Genomic DNA, 17177 nt, shown 5'->3' with positions numbered 1-17177 from the left:
AAAAATGAATTTACTAGACGAAATCGACATAAGCAGATTGCCAAATCACCTCGCTATCATCATGGATGGCAATGGTCGTTGGGCAAAAAAACAAGGCTTTCTGAGGGCATTTGGCCACGAAAAAGGCTCAAAATCGGTCAAAGATAACATAAAAACCTGCGCCGATTTGGGAATCGAATACCTTACTTTGTATGCGTTTTCAACAGAAAATTGGAACAGACCCAAAATAGAGGTTGAAACTTTAATGAAATTATTAATCAAATCATTAAGGAAAGAACTCCAAACTCTGCAGGAAAACAACGTCAAAATGAACGCTATTGGCAATTTAGAAAAATTACCCAAATCAGCTCAGGACGAACTTTTCGACGTTATAGAAAAAACAAAGCACAACACAAAAATGACACTCACCCTAGCATTGAGCTACGGTTCAAGGGAAGAAATAGTAAATGCTGTAAGAAACATTAGCGATAAAGTTAAAAATAATATAATTTCAATAGACGATATTGACGATTCAATTATAAATGAGCATCTTTACACCCAAAATTTACCCGAGGTAGATTTATTAATTAGAACAAGTGGAGAGCATAGAATAAGTAATTTTTTGTTATGGCAAATTGCCTACGCAGAGTTATATTTTACTGATGTATTATGGCCGGACTTCAAAGAGAAAGATTTATATGAGGCTATCATTAGTTATCAAAAAAGAGAGCGTAGATTTGGAAAAACAAGTGAACAAATTAAATAATTTTTTAGTGTTACAAAAAAGCATAAAGTTACTCCTAGGCCTTTTGATTTTTGGAAGTTTTTCGCAAATTAAAGCACAAGACAGAGTACCATTCGACCAAGGAAAAACCTATATCCTTGCCAAGGTTGATATCGTAGGAAAAATAAGTTTTAACCCCAATACTGTAACCACATTTGCTGGCCTCGAAAAAGGACAGGAAATAACCGTTCCAGGTGAAGAAATTAGCAATGCCATCAAAAAACTAGGAAAACTTGGTCTTTTTGATGAAATTACGTTTTATATCAATAAAATTGAAAAGGACAGTATTTACCTTGATTTGCATGTCGAAGAATTACCTAAATTAAATGAGGTAAAGTTTGTGGGCGTAAACAAAAGCAAAATAGAAGGACTTATCAAAGACAATGGTCTTACTAAAGAAAAAGTAGTTAACGAAAATTTAATTACCACTACCAAATATTATATCGAAAATAAATACAAAAAAGACGGGTTTTTCAATACCAAAGTCAACATAAATACCGTTATAGATACTTCAATGACCAACCATGTGAACATGGTAGTAAAAATTGACAAAGGATCGAAAGTCAAAATCAAAGACATTGTATTTGAAGGAAATAAAGAGGTTAAGTCCGAGACTCTTCGCGCTGCTATGAAAGATACGAAGCGAAAAACCTTGATAAGTCTAAAAACATCGAAGTTCATTCAAGCCAAATACAATGACGATTTAGAAAAAGTAATCGCAGCCTACAAAGAAAGAGGCTATCGCGATGCCCGCATACTTTCAGACTCTGTTGCTTATAACGAAGACTTAAAAGCTTTGATGATAAAAATAAAAGTTGAAGAAGGCAATAAATATCGATTTGGAAATATCAAATTCCTAGGCAATACTGTGTATTCTGACGAGGGACTGCTTGGTATGTTAGGCATCAAAAAAGGAGATACGTACAACGGAGTTTTATTAGAGAAAAGAATCGCCGATAAAACAAAACCTGATGGTGATGATATTACCAATTTATACCAAAATAACGGTTATTTGTTTTCCAATATTAACGCAGTAGAAACCAAGACAGCCAACGATTCTATCGACTTTGAGATTCGAATTACCGAAGGGCCTATTGCTTATTTCAACAAAATAACCATTTCCGGAAACGACAAAACAAACGACCACGTAGTGTATCGAGAATTGAGAACAAAACCAGGAGAAAAATACAATAAAGATTTATTGATCAGAACCATTCGTGAAATCGGGCAATTAGGATTTTTTGATCCGGAATCAATCGAGCCGAAATTCAAAAACGTAGATGCAGCCGCAGGTACTGTAGATATCGACTATCCTTTGACTGAAAAAGGAGCAAGCCAAATAGAACTTCAAGGAGGTTATGGCGGAGGTGGTTTCATCGGAACTTTAGGCTTGTCATTCAATAACTTTTCGGCTAGAAATCTATTCAATAAAGAAGCTTACAAACCCCTTCCTATGGGTGACGGTCAAAAAGTATCTTTGCGATTACAAGCAAGTTCCTATTTTAGAACCTACAGCTTATCCTTTTCGGAGCCTTGGTTTGGCAGACAAAAACCGGTGCAGTTGAATACCTCTTTTTCGTACACGCAGCAGTTTTATAATAACTTCCAAACCCAAAGAGTGGACAAAAGTCGTAGTTTTAATATCTTGACGATATCGGCTGGAATATACAAACGACTTACCGTGCCAGATGATTATTTTGGATTGTCACAAACGGTTAGTTACCAACATTATGATCTACATAACTACAATACCGGATTATTTACCTTTGGAGACGGAGCATCTAGAAACTTAGCTTATACAATAGGGCTATCAAGAAGTAATAAAGGTATCAACCCAATATTTCCAATTTATGGAGCTGAATTTAGTATAGTTGGTAAATTTACACTACCTTACTCTTTGTTTAATGGCGTAAATTATGCCACATTGGGCGACCAAAAAGAATACAAATACATTTATTCAGGCGCTTCATATACCGGTACTAATGGCATTAGAGTAAACAGCGGGGATTATTTAGAAGCAATCCCAAGTCAAACCAATCCAACTCCAAACAGTGTGTCGGATTATCAAGATGCCGCGGCCGACCCTGCAAAAGTAGATCAGAAAAAATACAATTGGTTAGAATATTACAAACTAAAATTCAAAGCAGATTGGTACACAAAAGTACTTGGAACTCCAAAAAGTCCGCTTGTATTGCGCGCTTTAGTTGAGTTCGGATTCCTAGGAGCCTACAACCAAGATAGAGGAATTATTCCATTCGAAAGATTCTTTTTAGGAGGAGACGGAATGCAAAACTTCGCTATGGACGGAAGAGAAGTAATCGCTTTACGAGGGTATCCTAATAGCTCTTTAACACCCGTAAATAGTCTTGGCGAACCCGTTGGCGCAACAGTTTACAACAAATATTCTTTGGAATTAAGATACCCAATAACCTTAAAACCATCGGCGTCGATTTATGCCTTAACGTTCCTAGAAGCAGGTTCCTCTTTCGATACTTTCAAAAATTATAACCCTTTTGCTTTGAGTCGCTCTGCTGGTGCTGGATTGCGTGTTTATATGCCTGCCTTCGGATTATTGGGAATAGATTTCGGATATGGATTTGATGGATTGCCTTTGCCAAACGGTTTACTAAGACCACAAGCTAATGGTTGGGAAACACACTTTATCATAGGACAACAATTTTAATAGTTGGATATAAATTTTTCTAATACAGTAAAGTTATGAGAAAAGGATATTTATTTATATTTTTGGCTCTATTTGTAGCAAATTCGATACAGGCTCAAACTAGAGGTACAAAAGTAGGTTATATTGACATGGAATACATTTTGCAAAATGTTCCAGGTTACACCGAAGCCCAAACCCAACTAGAACAAAAGGCCCAAAAATGGAAGCAAGAAATTGAAGCCAAAAAAACAGAAATAAGCAAACTAAAAGAAGCGCTAAAAGCAGAAAAAGCCTTGCTGACAAAAGGCTTGGTCGAAGAAAGAATTAGCGAAATAGCGTTCCTTGAAAACGAGTTATTAGACTATCAACAAAAAAGATTTGGTCCAAATGGAGACTTAATGACCCAGAAAAATGGTTTGACAAAACCCATTCAAGACCAGGTTTTTTCAATTGTGCAAGACATCGCCGAAGTAAAAAAATATGATTTTATTTTTGATAAAACTTCCGACATGACGATGCTTTTTGCCGCAAGAAGATATGACATCAGCGATCAAATTGTTCGTATTTTGAATAAAACCGAAAAAAGAGAACAGCTAACCAAAAAACAACTCAAAGAAGAAGCCGAAAAAGAAGCCAAGGAAGAAGCCATGTACGACAATCCTGATTTGGCAAAAAAACAAAAATCATTAGATGCAAAAAAAGCTGCTCGCGATGCCGTAATTGCCAACCGATTGTTAGCCGAAGAAGAACGAAGAAAAGCGGCAGAAGAAAGAAAACAAAAAATCATTGCCGATAGAGCAGCCAAAAAAACCGGTACGGTTGCACCTGCTGCTGCGAACACAGCTAGTCCTGCTGCAAGTCCCGCGGATAAAGAATCAGCTGCGGCGGCCGCCAAGCAAGCGCAAGCCGACGCTAGAGCAAAAACACTGGAAGACCGCAAAAAGCTAGCAGAAGAAAATAGAAAAGCACAAGAAGAAAAAAGGCAACAAATTCTTTCGGACAGAGCAGCCAAGAAAACGACCGGTACTCCGACACCCTCAGCAGCCCCACCAACTGCAGGAAATGAAGCCGAGACGAAAGCCACGAAGGCTGCAGAAGCCTCAACAGCTGCTGCAGAAGCAAAACAAAAACAAGCCGACGCCCGAGCAAAAACGCTTGAAGACCGCAAAAAAGCAGCGGAAGAAAGTAAAAAAGCACAAGAAGCGAAAAGACAACAAGCCCTAGAAGCTAAAGACGCAAAAAAAACTGGCACGGTTTCTGAGAATACTGTAAAAGAAGATACTAAAACCAATACGGAAGCAGCCAAAACTGTTCCAGAAACTGCTGCGACGAAAGAAACAACAACTAAAACAGCAGCAGAAATTGAAAAACAAAAACAAGCCGATGCCAGAGCAAAAACTATTGAGGATCGGAACAAAATAATCGAAGAACGCAAAAAGGCGCTGGAAGAAAAAAGAAAAAAAATACTAGAAGATCGAGAAGCCGCTAAAAAAGCGCAAGAAGAGAAATTAAAAACAACAAAAGAGAATACAAACAATAATTAATTAATAATTTAAAACGATGAAACAAATCAAAACTTTACTAATTGCTGCAATACTTATTTTAGGAGCCAGCCAAACAATTAATGCGCAAGCGAAGGCAGCTCACGTGGATGTAAGCGACATTATGACAAAAATGCCTGCAATGATTGACGCTCAAAAACAATTGGAGACCTTGAGCAAAACCTATGATGCAGAGTACAAAAAAATGGCTGAAGAATTTCAGACAAAACTTAAAAAGTATGACGCAGAGGCTGCAACAGTAACCGATGCAGTAAATGCAGAACGTCAAAAAGAGGTTCAAGATATGCAAAAAAGAATCCAAGATTACGGACAAAATGCACAAAAAGAATTGCAAACCAAACAAGAAGAAATCACTAAACCTATCTACGAAAAAGTAAGAGCTTCTATCCAAAAAGTGGGTAAAGCCAAAGGTTTTCAATATGTTCTTGACGGTTCTACACTTTTACTTGCAGACGGACCTAACTTAACTGTAGACGTTAAAAAAGATTTAGGTTTCTAAGAAAAATCTAGTAAACTCACAAAACGCTCAACAAAAAAAATGGTTGAGCGTTTTTTTTATACGATCAATTTTAGGATTTTAAAAAAGTTGCACCTAACTTTGTTGTTATGGATAACAATCGCCCAATAGGAATTTTTGACTCTGGCATCGGAGGTACTTCTATTTGGGCTGAAATTCATCAATTGCTTCCCCACGAACAAACCATTTATTTAGCCGATAGCAAAAACGCCCCCTACGGTCAAAAATCGAAAGCCGAAATTATTGCACTAAGTATCAAAAACACCGAATTCTTGCTTGGTTTGGACTGCAAATTAATAGTAGTGGCTTGCAATACCGCCACGACCAATGCTATTCAGGAATTGAGAGCCAAATACAACTTGCCCTTTATCGGGATTGAACCCGCCATCAAACCTGCAGCGACCCATTCGAAAACACAAACCATCGGAATTCTTGCCACGCAAGGCACTTTGAATAGCGAACTTTTTAATAAAAATGTCGAAAAATTTCAGGATACAAAAATCATCGAACAGGTAGGTCACGGCTTGGTACAACTCATCGAAAACGGAAAAATAAACTCGCTTGAAATGATACAATTACTAGAATCCTATCTCGCGCCAATGATCGAAGCTAACATTGATTATTTGGTCTTAGGATGCAGTCATTATCCTTATTTGATTCCGCAAATCAAAAAAATTCTTCCGCCGCATATTCAGATAATCGATTCAGGAGAAGCAGTCGCGAGGCAAACACAAAATGTTTTGAAAGAAAAAGTAGGCTTTTCATCGATTGAAAATAGAAAACCAATTTTTTATACCAACTCCAATCCAAAAGTGCTGTCGGATATTTTGAGAAACCAATATGAAATAATTGAAAAAGATTTTTGAAGACCATAAGATATTATGTAGGGCAAACTCCGCAGTTATTTTGTTACCACGAATTACACAAATTTGCACAAATTTTAGTGCTTCTAAAAATATAATTACACAAATTTAATCTGCCTTTGGCAGATTAGTGGAATATTATGACATCTAAATTTGTGTAATTTGTGTAATTTGTGTAATTTGTGGCTGATTTTTTAGCTTTGAAACTGTTGCTTTGTCTCAAAGTTATTCTTGCGGCTTATACCAACTAGAATACATCACATAATTATTGGCAATACGCTCAATCTCGCCTGCAAAATCGGACTGATCAATCTCTTTGACTTTTTTAGCCGGAACTCCAGCATAAATACTGCCCGATTCCACCACTGTGTTTTGAGTAACAACAGCACCAGCAGCAATTATAGAATTACTATTCACCACGCAATTATCCATCACAATAGCTCCCATTCCTATCAAAACATTATCGTGAATGGTGCATCCGTGAACCAAAGCATTATGTCCAATAGACACATTATTTCCGATAATTGTAGGGTGCTTTTTGTAGGTGCAATGAATGATAGCGCCATCTTGAATATTCACTTTGTTACCGATGGTTATAAAATGGACATCGCCGCGTACAACAGCATTGAACCAAACGCTGCAAGAATGCCCAAAACTAACTTCACCAACAATAGTGGCATTTTCGGCTACATAACAATCCTCAGGAATAGCAGGGGTTTTTCCGTTGACAGATTTTATTAGCATATACAAATTTAATTTTGATGAATTTTGCTTAATTAATAGCAGGACAATTACAATGGTATTTTTCGCGTTTGCAATTTAGATCAATTCCCAACGTAATTTGATGAAAACCTCCAGTGTCAAAATTGACATCTCCAGTAAGGTAAGAATAAGTATAGGCAAACATAAATTTCTTATAATTTACCCCAAAAATTGGAGTGAAATATTGCAATTTTTGCGAGGAAACACCGCTTCCGCTCAAATATTCTGCACCATCAAAACTGGTTCTGTACGATAAGGCGGCCCAAAGTTTTCCGAATTCGAAATTTTTATAAGCCTTCATATTGATATCAATCGACTTTTCTTTAGTTTGATCCACCAACTGAAACATTAGCGATGGCTCCCAAAGAATTTTGTCTGCATCCCCAAAAACATAACCCGCACTCAACAAATACTTTCGCAAATTGGCACTTTCAAATTCGGTATAAATTTTTCTTTTGGTTTCAATAATATTCTGTATTGTTCCGTGCACATAAAAATCGAGATAATTGTATGAGGCCCCGATATCCAGATTGAAATAAGAGGCATCTTGCACTATAATTCCGTTGATAATAGGGTCAAAATCTCCTGATTGCAAAAACTCAGTTTCATCCAATTGGCTTTGAGAAAAATCGGCACTCATCCCAAAGGACAACTGATTCAAATCAATCTCATCACGAGAGAACATCAAATGATGCGCATAAGTCAACTTGGCACCTTTTTGAGAATGATACCCATTTTTATCATTAAAAAGAATAATCCCGATACCCGATTTTTCGCCGACTCTTCCGTTATAACTTAGCGTTTGCAGCGCCGGAGCATCCGTCTGATCGAACCATTGTTTTCGTGCGGTAAGTCTGATTTTATCACAATTTGCAGCACCAGCCATCGAGGGATGCAGCAAATAATAATTGTCAGACAAATAGTCAGAATAGACAGGAATTCCTAATTGCGAAAAGGAACTGTGTGCTATAAAAAATAGAACTATAAAAATCTTAAATGTATGATTCATTCAAAAAGTATTATATTTAGAATTGGGGGCTCAATTAAATAAAAAACAGAATTACATTTTAACTTAAAACGTTTTATACGTTAATTTATTCTTTAAAAAATCAAATATAGTCAATAGTGGAAAATATCTTTGTTAAATTTGTAAAAAATTAAAAAAATTATGTCAAAAATAACCATCAAAGAAACGCAAAATCCAAGTATTTTAAAATTTGAATTCGAAGATTTCATCACTAATAACGAGAGTTTTGAATTCAAAAATATCGATGAGACCAAGAATTCTCCGCTTGCCCAACAACTTTTTTACCTGCCGTTTGTAAAAACAGTTTATATCTCTGGAAATTTTATTGCCATCGAAAAATTTAGCATAGTAGAATGGGAAGATGTAAAAGATGCTGTGGCGGAACAAATCGAAAAATTTGTTGCCGACGGAGGCGTCATTGTTACTCCATCTGAAAACAAAACACAAAAACAACCCATCACTGTTTATGGCGAAACTACTCCAAATCCTTCCGCTTTGAAATTTGTAGTAAGCAGAATGCTGACCAAAAGTGCCGTTGAATTCAAAAATATCGATCAAACCGAAGCTTCACCATTGGCCAAAGAACTTTTCAAATTTCCGTATGTAAAAGAACTTTTTATCGACGAAAATTATATTTCAGTAACCAAATACGACATCAATAACTGGGATGAAATCACGTTGGAATTGAGAACTTTTATCAAACAATACATCGAAAACGGAGGAACTGTACTTGACGAAAGTTTGATTGTTGCCAAAGCCGAACAAGAAAAAGTGAAAAACCAAGAATTCGATCATCTTGATGTCACTTCCCAACAAATCATCAATATTTTAGAAGAATATGTAAAACCAGCCGTTCAAGCCGATGGTGGAAATATCGCTTTTGAATCCTATGATGAAACGGATAAAATTGTAAAAGTAGTTCTTCAAGGTGCTTGCAGCGGTTGCCCTTCTTCTACTTTTACTTTAAAAAGTGGCATAGAAAATATGCTGAAAAGTATGTTGAACGACGAAGAAATTAAAGTGGAAGCTGTCAACGGATAAAGCGTTTTCAGTTTCCAGATTAGAGTCAACAAATTTCTCAAATAATGAATTTACTTTCTCAAGAAACCAGTCCGTATTTACTGCAACACGCTAACAATCCTGTGCATTGGAAAGCTTGGAATGTCAATTCATTGGCCGAAGCCAAAGAAAAAAATAGCCTCATTATCATAAGTATTGGGTACTCGGCTTGCCATTGGTGCCACGTTATGGAGCACGAAAGTTTCGAAGACCAGAAAGTGGCCGAGGTCATGAATAAAAGTTTCATCAACATCAAAGTCGATCGCGAAGAACGCCCTGATGTAGATGCAGTCTATATGAAAGCCGTTCAGCTGATGACTCGTCGCGGCGGATGGCCGTTGAATGTGGTTGCACTTCCCGATGGCAGACCCATTTGGGGAGGAACTTATTTCAGGAAAGAAGAATGGATGGAAACTCTAGGTCAATTGCAGCAAGTCTATCAATCGAATTCTGAAAAAGTGATTGATTATGCCGAGAAACTGCATCAAGGAATTCAATCTTTGAGTATTGTCGACAACTTGAAATCTGAATCTGAATTTCACACCACTGATTTAAGTCTATTAGTCCAAAAATGGAAAGAAGATTTCGATTTGGATTTTGGTGGAATGTCTCGTTCGCCAAAATTTATGATGCCCAATAATTATCATTTTTTAATGCGTTATGCTTTCCAAAAAAATGATATGAAGCTATTCGATTTTGTTAATCTCACTTTAACTCGAATGGCTTACGGAGGGATTTTTGATACCGTTGACGGTGGATTTTCGCGTTATTCCGTAGATAACAAATGGCATGTTCCGCATTTCGAAAAAATGCTTTATGATAATGGACAACTCGTTTCGTTATACTCTGACGCCTATAAATTGACCAAAAATCCTCTTTATAAAGAAGTGGTCGAAAAAACGCTGTCCTTTATCGAAAGGGAATTAATGAGTCCAGAAGCTGGGTTTTATTGCGCACTCGATGCCGATAGTCTCAATTCCGAAAATCATCTCGAAGAAGGTGCTTTTTATGTTTGGAAAATTCCCGAATTGAAGACCATTATAGGCGATGATTTCGAATTGTTTAGTCAAGTGTTCAACATCAATTCCTTCGGATTGTGGGAAGACGAAAACTATGTTTTGATTCAAAATAAAAGTCTCAAAGACATTGCAAAAAGTAATACTATATCCGAAGCAACACTTCAAAAAAAGAAACAATTTTGGGAGAAAATCCTTTATATCAAAAGAGAAAAAAGAGCCAAACCGAGATTAGATGATAAATGTTTAACTTCGTGGAATGCTATAATGCTCAAAGGTTTTGTTGACGCCTACAAAGCATTGGAAAATGAAAACTATTTGAATTTGGCATTGAAAAACGCCGATTTTATACTCAAAAATTTGTGGTCAAGTGAAGGCAATTTATACCATAATCACAAAAACGGAAAAAGTACCATCAACGGATATTTGGAAGATTATTGCTTTGTGATTTCTGCCTTTATCGCTTTGTATGAAGTGACTTTTGACGAAAAATGGCTTCAATATGCCAAACAATTGACCGATTATAGTCTGGAACATTTCTACGATGAAAAATCAGGTTTTTTCACCTTTACTTCCAATTTAGATGAAGCCTTAATCAGTTCTCATTTCGAAACCGAAGACAATGTCATTCCTGCCTCGAATTCGGTTATGGGGAAAAACCTATTCCAACTGAGTATCTATTTTGAAAACTCCTTTTACGAAAAAGTAAGTTTGCGAATGCTACAAAATATCCTTCCAACTATCGAATATCCATCTGCTTATTCGAATTGGATGGATTTGGCTCTGCATTTTTCTGAAGAGAATAAGGAATTGGCCATTTGTGGGGAAAAGGCATTAGAATACGCTAGCAAAATCAACGCTTTGTATTTGCCGAATATCGTTTTGGCTGGACTTGAAAAAGTAACCAAACTTCCCTTTTTGAAAGACCGTTTTGTTGCTGAGCAAACGCTATTTTATCTTTGCCAAAACAAAACCTGCGCTGCTCCAAGTACTGATTTTCAGAAAATTGTTAGTAATTTAATTTAAGTTAGGATAAAATTCCTTATTATTGTTAACTAATTCTAAACCAATACACAATGGGAGTATCATCATTTTTCAAAAACCTATTTGGCAAAGCCAATATAGACGTCGATTCGATTGCTAATCAAGCCGAAAGTTTCACCTCAGAAGCCATTGCGAAAACAAAAGAAGCCGCCACTCCACTTGTGGACAAGGTAGAAGATTTAGCAGAAACTGCAAAGGAAAAAATAATGGAATATGTACCCGCTGCCGAGGAAACCATTGACAACATCATTGCGACAGTGAAAGAAAAAGCTAGTGAATATGCTGATAAAGCTGAAGATTTAGCCAAAAGCACTACTTCGGAGACAGTAAAAGAAAAAATAACGGATTTAACTAGCGATTCAGACGCTGTAAAAGTTGTCGAATAAGCGGTGCAAAAAATCGATGAAAACAAAAAGTAAGTATACAAATTTATAAGTATATTTGCCTATAAATTCAGACCTTCTCCTTTTGAGAAGGTTTTTTATTACACAAAATATGACAGTCAATACAGAAAACATCGCCAATTATGCCGAAACTTTTATCAAAGTTTTAATCGATTATTCTCCAAAATTGATTTCGGCTTTTCTAATCCTTTTTGTCGGACTTTATGTGATTCGAGTGATCAACAGACTCATTCGAAGAATCATGGTAAAAAGGGAACTCGACCCCACATTAACCAAATTTCTTGCCGATATTCTACTTTGGGTTTTGAGAGTATTGTTGTTCGTGACTTTCATCTCGAAACTTGGAATCGAAACCTCATCTTTTGTTGCCATTCTAGGTGCAATGGGACTTGCCGTGGGTTTATCGCTTCAGGGTTCCTTGTCCAATTTTGCGGGTGGAATGTTGATTATTCTTTTCAAACCCTTCAAAGTAGGCGATACGATTGAAGCAATGGGTATGACAGGAACGGTAAGCGAAATCCAAATATTTGTAACCAAATTAATCAATGCCAACAACCAAACTATTTTTATCCCAAATGGTTCGTTGTCGAATGGCACGATTATCAATTATTCCTTGCAAGGATACCGCAGAGCCGATTTGACGCTTTCGATTTCTTACGATACCGATATTAAAAAAGCTAAAGACATCATTACCACCGTTTTGAACAAGAACCCAAAAGTATTAAAAACGCCCGAAGCCGAAGTTTGTGTAAAACTTTTGACCGACAATTCGATTCAACTCGCCGTTAGACCCTGGGCCAACAACGCTGATTTTGGCGCCGTTTTCTCTGAAACTTTGGAAAGTTGTAAACTAGCGTTTGATGCCGCCGGAATTGTGATTCAGCCTTTTGTGAAAGAAGCATCAGCAAAGAATAAGTAAAGAAATCAGGAGTTTATGAAAAAGGCGAAAGAGAGTATTAATATTTTAAAAAGAAAAAATATTATAAATTTATATTTTCTAATATTTTTTCAGTTTCTAATTCTTGTTTCTTGTAAGAGAGATGAAACAAAACATTTTTTATATTCAAATAATGGCAAGTCAAATTTTTATGAAATTATTTACCTTAAAGACAAAATAATTTTAATAAATAATTCGTCTGTTAATAATATTATCAATAAGGACACTTCAATTTTTACAAAGAAAAAAGGTCAATATTTTTCAAGTCACAAAGGAACTAAAAATGATAAAGAGTCTTTAATAATGTCTATTTCTAAAGATACCGTTTATGAATATCAAAATATAGGGAAGTTTTTTTTGTATAAGATAGGCAAAAATGGAAATGAGACATTTAAAGCAGTATCTATAAATGTTGATAGTTTAAAATTCAAACTTAAAACAAGCATTTATTACGATACTAAATATAACATTTTTATGATTGAAGAATTTATAAATGGCAAAACAACTCAATGGAAAAGTTACTGACATTTGACGTTTATAAGCGTTTTAACCATTTATCGGGATTTATCGCGGAATGAAAAACTCCTAAAATCCATATCGTATTTTCATCTTTTAGGAAACGAAAATGAATTGTATACGGAAATGTTTTTGCCACAGCTATTTGAACATCTTGATACCTTACTTGAATAGCTTCTGGATTTTCAGCGATGTAATTAATTTTTTCTTTTACTTCTTTCAAAAATCGAACTCCTAAGCCTTTTTGAGCGCAATTGTACCAATTTACAGATTCTAAAATATCTTCTTTAACAAAAATAGCGTACTTAACTTTAGCGCGCATTTTCTATGTCTTTCCAAAATTGCTCTTCATCAATTAACAACTCGGGATTTTGTTTAATGGATGCCACTCGTTCAGAAACAATATCTTTTTGCCATTGCGGAATATCATCTTCAACATCCATAGGCATAATGATTACTTCTACTGTTTTGGCAGTAAATCCCTCGGGAAGTACCACATTAAAAGTATTGTTTTTTACTTCAATAAATTGTCGGATAGCATTCATAACAAAGGATTTAGATAGAGTTCTTCAAACAAAGATAAACAATTATTTCTTCGAAACGGTCATCATAAAATCCTTCAAATAATAGGGTTCAAAATAAGCGACATCTACAAAGTCGTTTTTTTGGTGTTTTTCAAAACTTAGCAAACTCATTTCTCTAGCTGATGGATATTTGATTTCTTCTAAGAAAATGAAGTTGTCCTTGGTCAAAACTGGTTTGCATTTCTCGGCACAATCGCCTACAAAATAGAGCGTTTCCTGTAAATCTTCAAAGGAGTTTTCGGTGATAATTTCAGCTTGAACGACTCTTTTGCTTTCGAAATTTGGAGTAAAAATAGCGCTATACACTTCCATTCTTCGAGCATCGAGCATCGGAATTATCAATCCGCTGGAAACCTTGGCTTGCGAGGCTAAAACCTGCAAAGTATCTACTGCAATTAGCGGAATATCCAAGGCAAAGCACAACCCTTTCGCAGCAGAAACACCAATACGCAATCCGGTGTAAGAACCTGGACCTTGACTCACAGCAATCGCCGAAATGTCTTGATAAGTAATTCCAACTTCTTTGATAATTTCTTCAATAAAAACGTGCAAACGTTCCGCGTGCGAATAGCCTTCTTCGGCAATTTCTTTGCATAGAATTGTTTTTCCGTCTTTTGCTAAAGCAACAGAACAATTCTTGGTAGCGGTTTCGATGTTTAAAATATAGGACAAAAGGTTTGTGGTTTAAAGTTTGTGGTTTGTGGTTTGTGGTTTCGCTAAAAACTTTAAACCCTAAAACTAGATTTACTAATTACTGAACACTATTTCTTCTCTTCCACTTTATCCGTAGTCACTTTATCACCAGAATTCAATTCTTTCGAAACAGTAGTGTAGGGTCCTGTGATCACGACATCTCCTTTTTTAAGACCTGTGAGCACTTCAATATTGGTATCGTCTTGAATTCCCGTTTTGATGATGCGGATTTTGGCTTTGTTTCCTACTTTTACGAAAACACATTCTAGTTTTTTATCGCTTTTGGGTGCGGCCTTTTTCTCCTTATCCTCTTTGTCGTCCACTTGAAATGATTTTACTGGAATTGTATCCGATTTTACCACTACCGAACTAATGGGCACCGCCAAAACATTAGGTCTTGTTTTGGTAATAATATCAACAGTGGCGGTCATTCCGGGTCTGAAAGGCGAATAAGTCGCAGGTTTACCTTCTAATAAATCTTGGTAAGATTCTTTTAAGATTCTAACTTTCACTTTGAAATTGGTCACCTGATCGGCCGTTAGCGTCGAACTAGCTGAATTGGAAATACTCGTTACAATCCCCTTGAATTGTTTTTTCAAATAGGCATCTACTTCCACTTTGGCTTCATTACCCACTTTTATTTTGACGATGTCATTTTCATTTACATCGACTTCCACTTCCATATTATTGAGGTTGGCCACGCGTAGAATTTCGGTTCCTGCCATCTGTTGGGTTCCCAAAACTCTTTCGCCCAATTCTACATTAAGAACCGAAATTGTTCCATCGGCTGGCGCGTAAATAGTGGTTCTTCCTAGATTATCTTTAGCCTCATTTACCGTGGCTGTGGCACTTTGCACATTGAAATAAGCGGATTGTTTGTTGGCTTTGGCTACTTCAAAACTCGCGATTGCTTTGTCCCAATCCGATTTAGAAATAATCCCTTTTTCGAATAATGTTTTGTTACGATCATAATTAGCTTTGGCTTCCTTAAACGAAGCATCAGCTTGACTTAATCCTGCTTTGGTTCCCGATAAATTAGAAAGTGTACGATTGTATCCGGAGGTGTACAAATCAGGATTTATTTTCACTAATAAATCGCCTTTTTTTACCACTTGCCCTTCGATTACATTCAAAGCGATGATTTCGCCTGAAACTTCAGAGGAAATTTTGACTTCGATTTCGGGTTGGATTTTCCCAGTGGCTGATACCGTTTCGACAATTGTCGTGTTGTTGACACTAGCAATTTCAACCGATTTGCCTTTGTCTTTGCTTCCTATAACTCCCGATTTGGATAGTACAATCAACAAAGCAATAATCGCAACGGCTGCTCCAATTACTATATAAATAGTTTTTTTTGACATAATAATTAATTTTTAATGATTGGAATTCCAAAATAGAATTCCAGTATTTTTATTTTGAAAATGTAATCGTATTTGGTTCTCAATACTTCAGACTGCGCCACGGTATATAAGGTTTGCGACTGATTGAAATCGAAAGAATTCATCATTCCTACGGCATATCTTTCTTTGGCATACTTATACGCTTCTTCTCTTGCTTCTGCCGAAATAATTGCAGATTCATAGGCATTCAAACCACCTTTGGCATCGGTAAAAGCCGTGTAAACATTTCTTTGCAAAGCTAATTCTTCTTGCTCCACCGCAATTTTAGATTTTTCAAGATTTACTTTCGAACGCTCTACATTGTTTTTTGCAGCCCAACCATTAAAAATTGGTATTTGCAATTGGGCTCCAAAAGCCTGCCCTTTATTATCTGTAAATTGTTGACTGAAAGGATCTGCCGGTTTCGAAGTTTGGGTTTGAAAATCGAAAGTGTTAGCATAGGAAATTCTAGTATTAATGTTATAATACCCCTGCAAAGTAGGTTGAAATCCTCCTTTGGCAATAGCAACATTCTTTTGGGCAATTTCTAAATTGGTTTTGGCAATTTTCAATTCCGTTCTAAGTTCCTTTGCTTTGTCATAGATTGCCAAAGGAGTTTGTGCCAAGATATTATTTTCGTCTTTGACATTCGTATCATCGGTTACGTCAAAATCATAAAACTCTTTTAATTGTAACAATTGAGCCAAACTCAATTTAGAAATTAGCAAAGCATTTTCGGCATTAATCACTCTTTGATTATCGGAAGCCACCGTCGCTTTAATATCTAATAAATCGCCACGTGGCACTGAGCCCGCCTTTACTAATTCTTCCGACCGAGCCAGTTGTTTTTCGTTATTCGCTTTTTGCTCTTGCTGTACTTTTAAGTTTTCCTTATTAAACAACACTTGTAAGAAAGCGTTGGCCACATTTAGCGCTACATCTTCCTGCATTTTAGTGAGTTGATATTTGGCAGCAAGAATCGAAAGATTGGCTCTTCGTAGCGTATTTTGATTTTGCATTCCTTTGTAAATATCAAACCCAACACCTGCTCCAAAAGAGGAATATTGCGTAGTTTGATTACGCAAAAGTCCCGTAGTAGGGTCTTGGTTCAAACCAATATTCCACGAATGGTTTGCATTGGAATTCAAGGATGGAATAAAATTTCCGATAGCTCCTTTTTTATCAATATCGGCTGTTTTGGTATCTAATTCGGTATTTTTAATTGAAATATTATTATCTATAGCGTATTTTACGCATTCTTCCAAGGTCCATTTTTTGGTTTGAGCCTGAATCGTCAAGCCAAACAGCAAGATAACAGCGAGCGAGAAATAATTAATTTTTTTCATATATTTAGAATGAAAGCGCAGCAAAGGTACTACACAAATTTAA

Annotated in this window: 17 protein-coding genes; 10 read left to right on the top strand and 7 right to left on the bottom strand. The window is 36.2% G+C overall.

Annotated elements, in window-relative coordinates; genetic code table 11:
- Positions 1 to 4: 4 nt before the first annotated feature.
- The 5 genes from E1750_RS08485 (at position 5) to murI (ending at position 6370) form a co-directional block, all read left to right on the top strand.
- Positions 5 to 745 (top strand): isoprenyl transferase, encoded by a 741-nt coding sequence (locus E1750_RS08485; protein ID WP_133276361.1) that lies wholly within the window; start codon positions 5 to 7, stop codon positions 743 to 745.
- Positions 678 to 3446 carry a BamA/OMP85 family outer membrane protein gene (locus E1750_RS08480; RefSeq protein ID WP_133276360.1) on the top strand — a complete coding sequence of 923 codons (2769 nt, stop codon included), beginning with the start codon at positions 678 to 680 and terminating at the stop codon, positions 3444 to 3446. The genes E1750_RS08485 and E1750_RS08480 overlap by 68 nt, the downstream gene beginning before the upstream one ends.
- Positions 3447 to 3481: 35 nt before the next feature.
- Positions 3482 to 4969 (top strand): OmpH family outer membrane protein, encoded by a 1488-nt coding sequence (locus E1750_RS17980; RefSeq protein ID WP_133276359.1) that lies wholly within the window; start codon positions 3482 to 3484, stop codon positions 4967 to 4969.
- Positions 4970 to 4985: 16 nt separating this feature from the next.
- The gene (locus E1750_RS08470; RefSeq protein WP_133276358.1) at positions 4986 to 5486 is read left to right on the top strand and encodes an OmpH family outer membrane protein; all 501 of its coding nucleotides are present in this window, start codon (positions 4986 to 4988) and stop codon (positions 5484 to 5486) included.
- A gap of 107 nt (positions 5487 to 5593) precedes the next feature.
- A complete protein-coding gene (gene murI / locus E1750_RS08465; RefSeq protein ID WP_133276357.1) occupies positions 5594 to 6370 on the top strand; it encodes a glutamate racemase in 777 nt (258 codons plus the stop codon).
- 222 nt (positions 6371 to 6592) lie between these two features.
- Here murI and E1750_RS08460 read toward each other — a convergent pair whose 3' ends face one another.
- Positions 6593 to 7111, bottom strand: a complete 519-nt coding sequence (locus tag E1750_RS08460) for a gamma carbonic anhydrase family protein (RefSeq protein WP_133276356.1) — start codon at positions 7109 to 7111, stop codon at positions 6593 to 6595.
- A 28-nt stretch (positions 7112 to 7139) separates the two neighbouring features.
- Positions 7140 to 8138, bottom strand: a complete 999-nt coding sequence (locus E1750_RS08455; protein ID WP_133276355.1) for a PorP/SprF family type IX secretion system membrane protein — start codon at positions 8136 to 8138, stop codon at positions 7140 to 7142.
- A 159-nt stretch (positions 8139 to 8297) separates the two neighbouring features.
- On the opposite strand from E1750_RS08455, the gene E1750_RS08450 reads away from it, so the two are divergent.
- The 5 genes from E1750_RS08450 to E1750_RS08430 all read left to right on the top strand — a co-directional run bounded on the left by E1750_RS08450 (position 8298) and on the right by E1750_RS08430 (position 13141).
- Complete coding sequence (locus tag E1750_RS08450; protein ID WP_133276354.1) at positions 8298 to 9197, top strand: NifU family protein; 900 nt, start codon at positions 8298 to 8300, stop codon at positions 9195 to 9197.
- Positions 9198 to 9241: 44 nt separating this feature from the next.
- Positions 9242 to 11257 (top strand): thioredoxin domain-containing protein, encoded by a 2016-nt coding sequence (locus E1750_RS08445; RefSeq protein ID WP_133276353.1) that lies wholly within the window; start codon positions 9242 to 9244, stop codon positions 11255 to 11257.
- Positions 11258 to 11307: 50 nt separating this feature from the next.
- A complete protein-coding gene (locus E1750_RS08440; RefSeq protein ID WP_133276352.1) occupies positions 11308 to 11661 on the top strand; it encodes a hypothetical protein in 354 nt (117 codons plus the stop codon).
- Positions 11662 to 11770: 109 nt separating this feature from the next.
- On the top strand, positions 11771 to 12598 hold the full coding sequence (locus E1750_RS08435; RefSeq protein WP_133276351.1) for a mechanosensitive ion channel family protein: 828 nt from the start codon (positions 11771 to 11773) through the stop codon (positions 12596 to 12598).
- 15 nt (positions 12599 to 12613) lie between these two features.
- Entirely contained in the window at positions 12614 to 13141 is a 528-nt protein-coding gene (locus E1750_RS08430) for a hypothetical protein (protein ID WP_133276350.1), read from the top strand.
- Between the two features lie 10 nt (positions 13142 to 13151).
- On the opposite strand, the gene E1750_RS08425 is transcribed toward E1750_RS08430, so the two are convergent.
- From E1750_RS08425 to E1750_RS08405, 5 genes are all read right to left on the bottom strand, one after another.
- Positions 13152 to 13454 (bottom strand): type II toxin-antitoxin system RelE/ParE family toxin, encoded by a 303-nt coding sequence (locus E1750_RS08425; RefSeq protein ID WP_133276349.1) that lies wholly within the window; start codon positions 13452 to 13454, stop codon positions 13152 to 13154.
- Positions 13444 to 13677 carry an addiction module protein gene (locus tag E1750_RS08420; protein ID WP_133276348.1) on the bottom strand — a complete coding sequence of 78 codons (234 nt, stop codon included), beginning with the start codon at positions 13675 to 13677 and terminating at the stop codon, positions 13444 to 13446. The genes E1750_RS08425 and E1750_RS08420 overlap by 11 nt, the downstream gene beginning before the upstream one ends.
- Before the next feature lie 42 nt (positions 13678 to 13719).
- On the bottom strand, positions 13720 to 14388 hold the full coding sequence (gene tsaB / locus E1750_RS08415; protein WP_133276347.1) for a tRNA (adenosine(37)-N6)-threonylcarbamoyltransferase complex dimerization subunit type 1 TsaB: 669 nt from the start codon (positions 14386 to 14388) through the stop codon (positions 13720 to 13722).
- An 89-nt stretch (positions 14389 to 14477) separates the two neighbouring features.
- Complete coding sequence (locus E1750_RS08410) at positions 14478 to 15770, bottom strand: efflux RND transporter periplasmic adaptor subunit (protein ID WP_133276346.1); 1293 nt, start codon at positions 15768 to 15770, stop codon at positions 14478 to 14480.
- 5 nt (positions 15771 to 15775) lie between these two features.
- Entirely contained in the window at positions 15776 to 17134 is a 1359-nt protein-coding gene (locus E1750_RS08405) for a TolC family protein (protein ID WP_133276345.1), read from the bottom strand.
- Positions 17135 to 17177: the final 43 nt, after the last annotated feature.

The organism is Flavobacterium nackdongense, from assembly GCF_004355225.1.
In the GTDB taxonomy this organism is placed as follows: domain Bacteria; phylum Bacteroidota; class Bacteroidia; order Flavobacteriales; family Flavobacteriaceae; genus Flavobacterium; species Flavobacterium nackdongense.
This window is presented reverse-complemented; position numbering and strand designations above follow the sequence as displayed.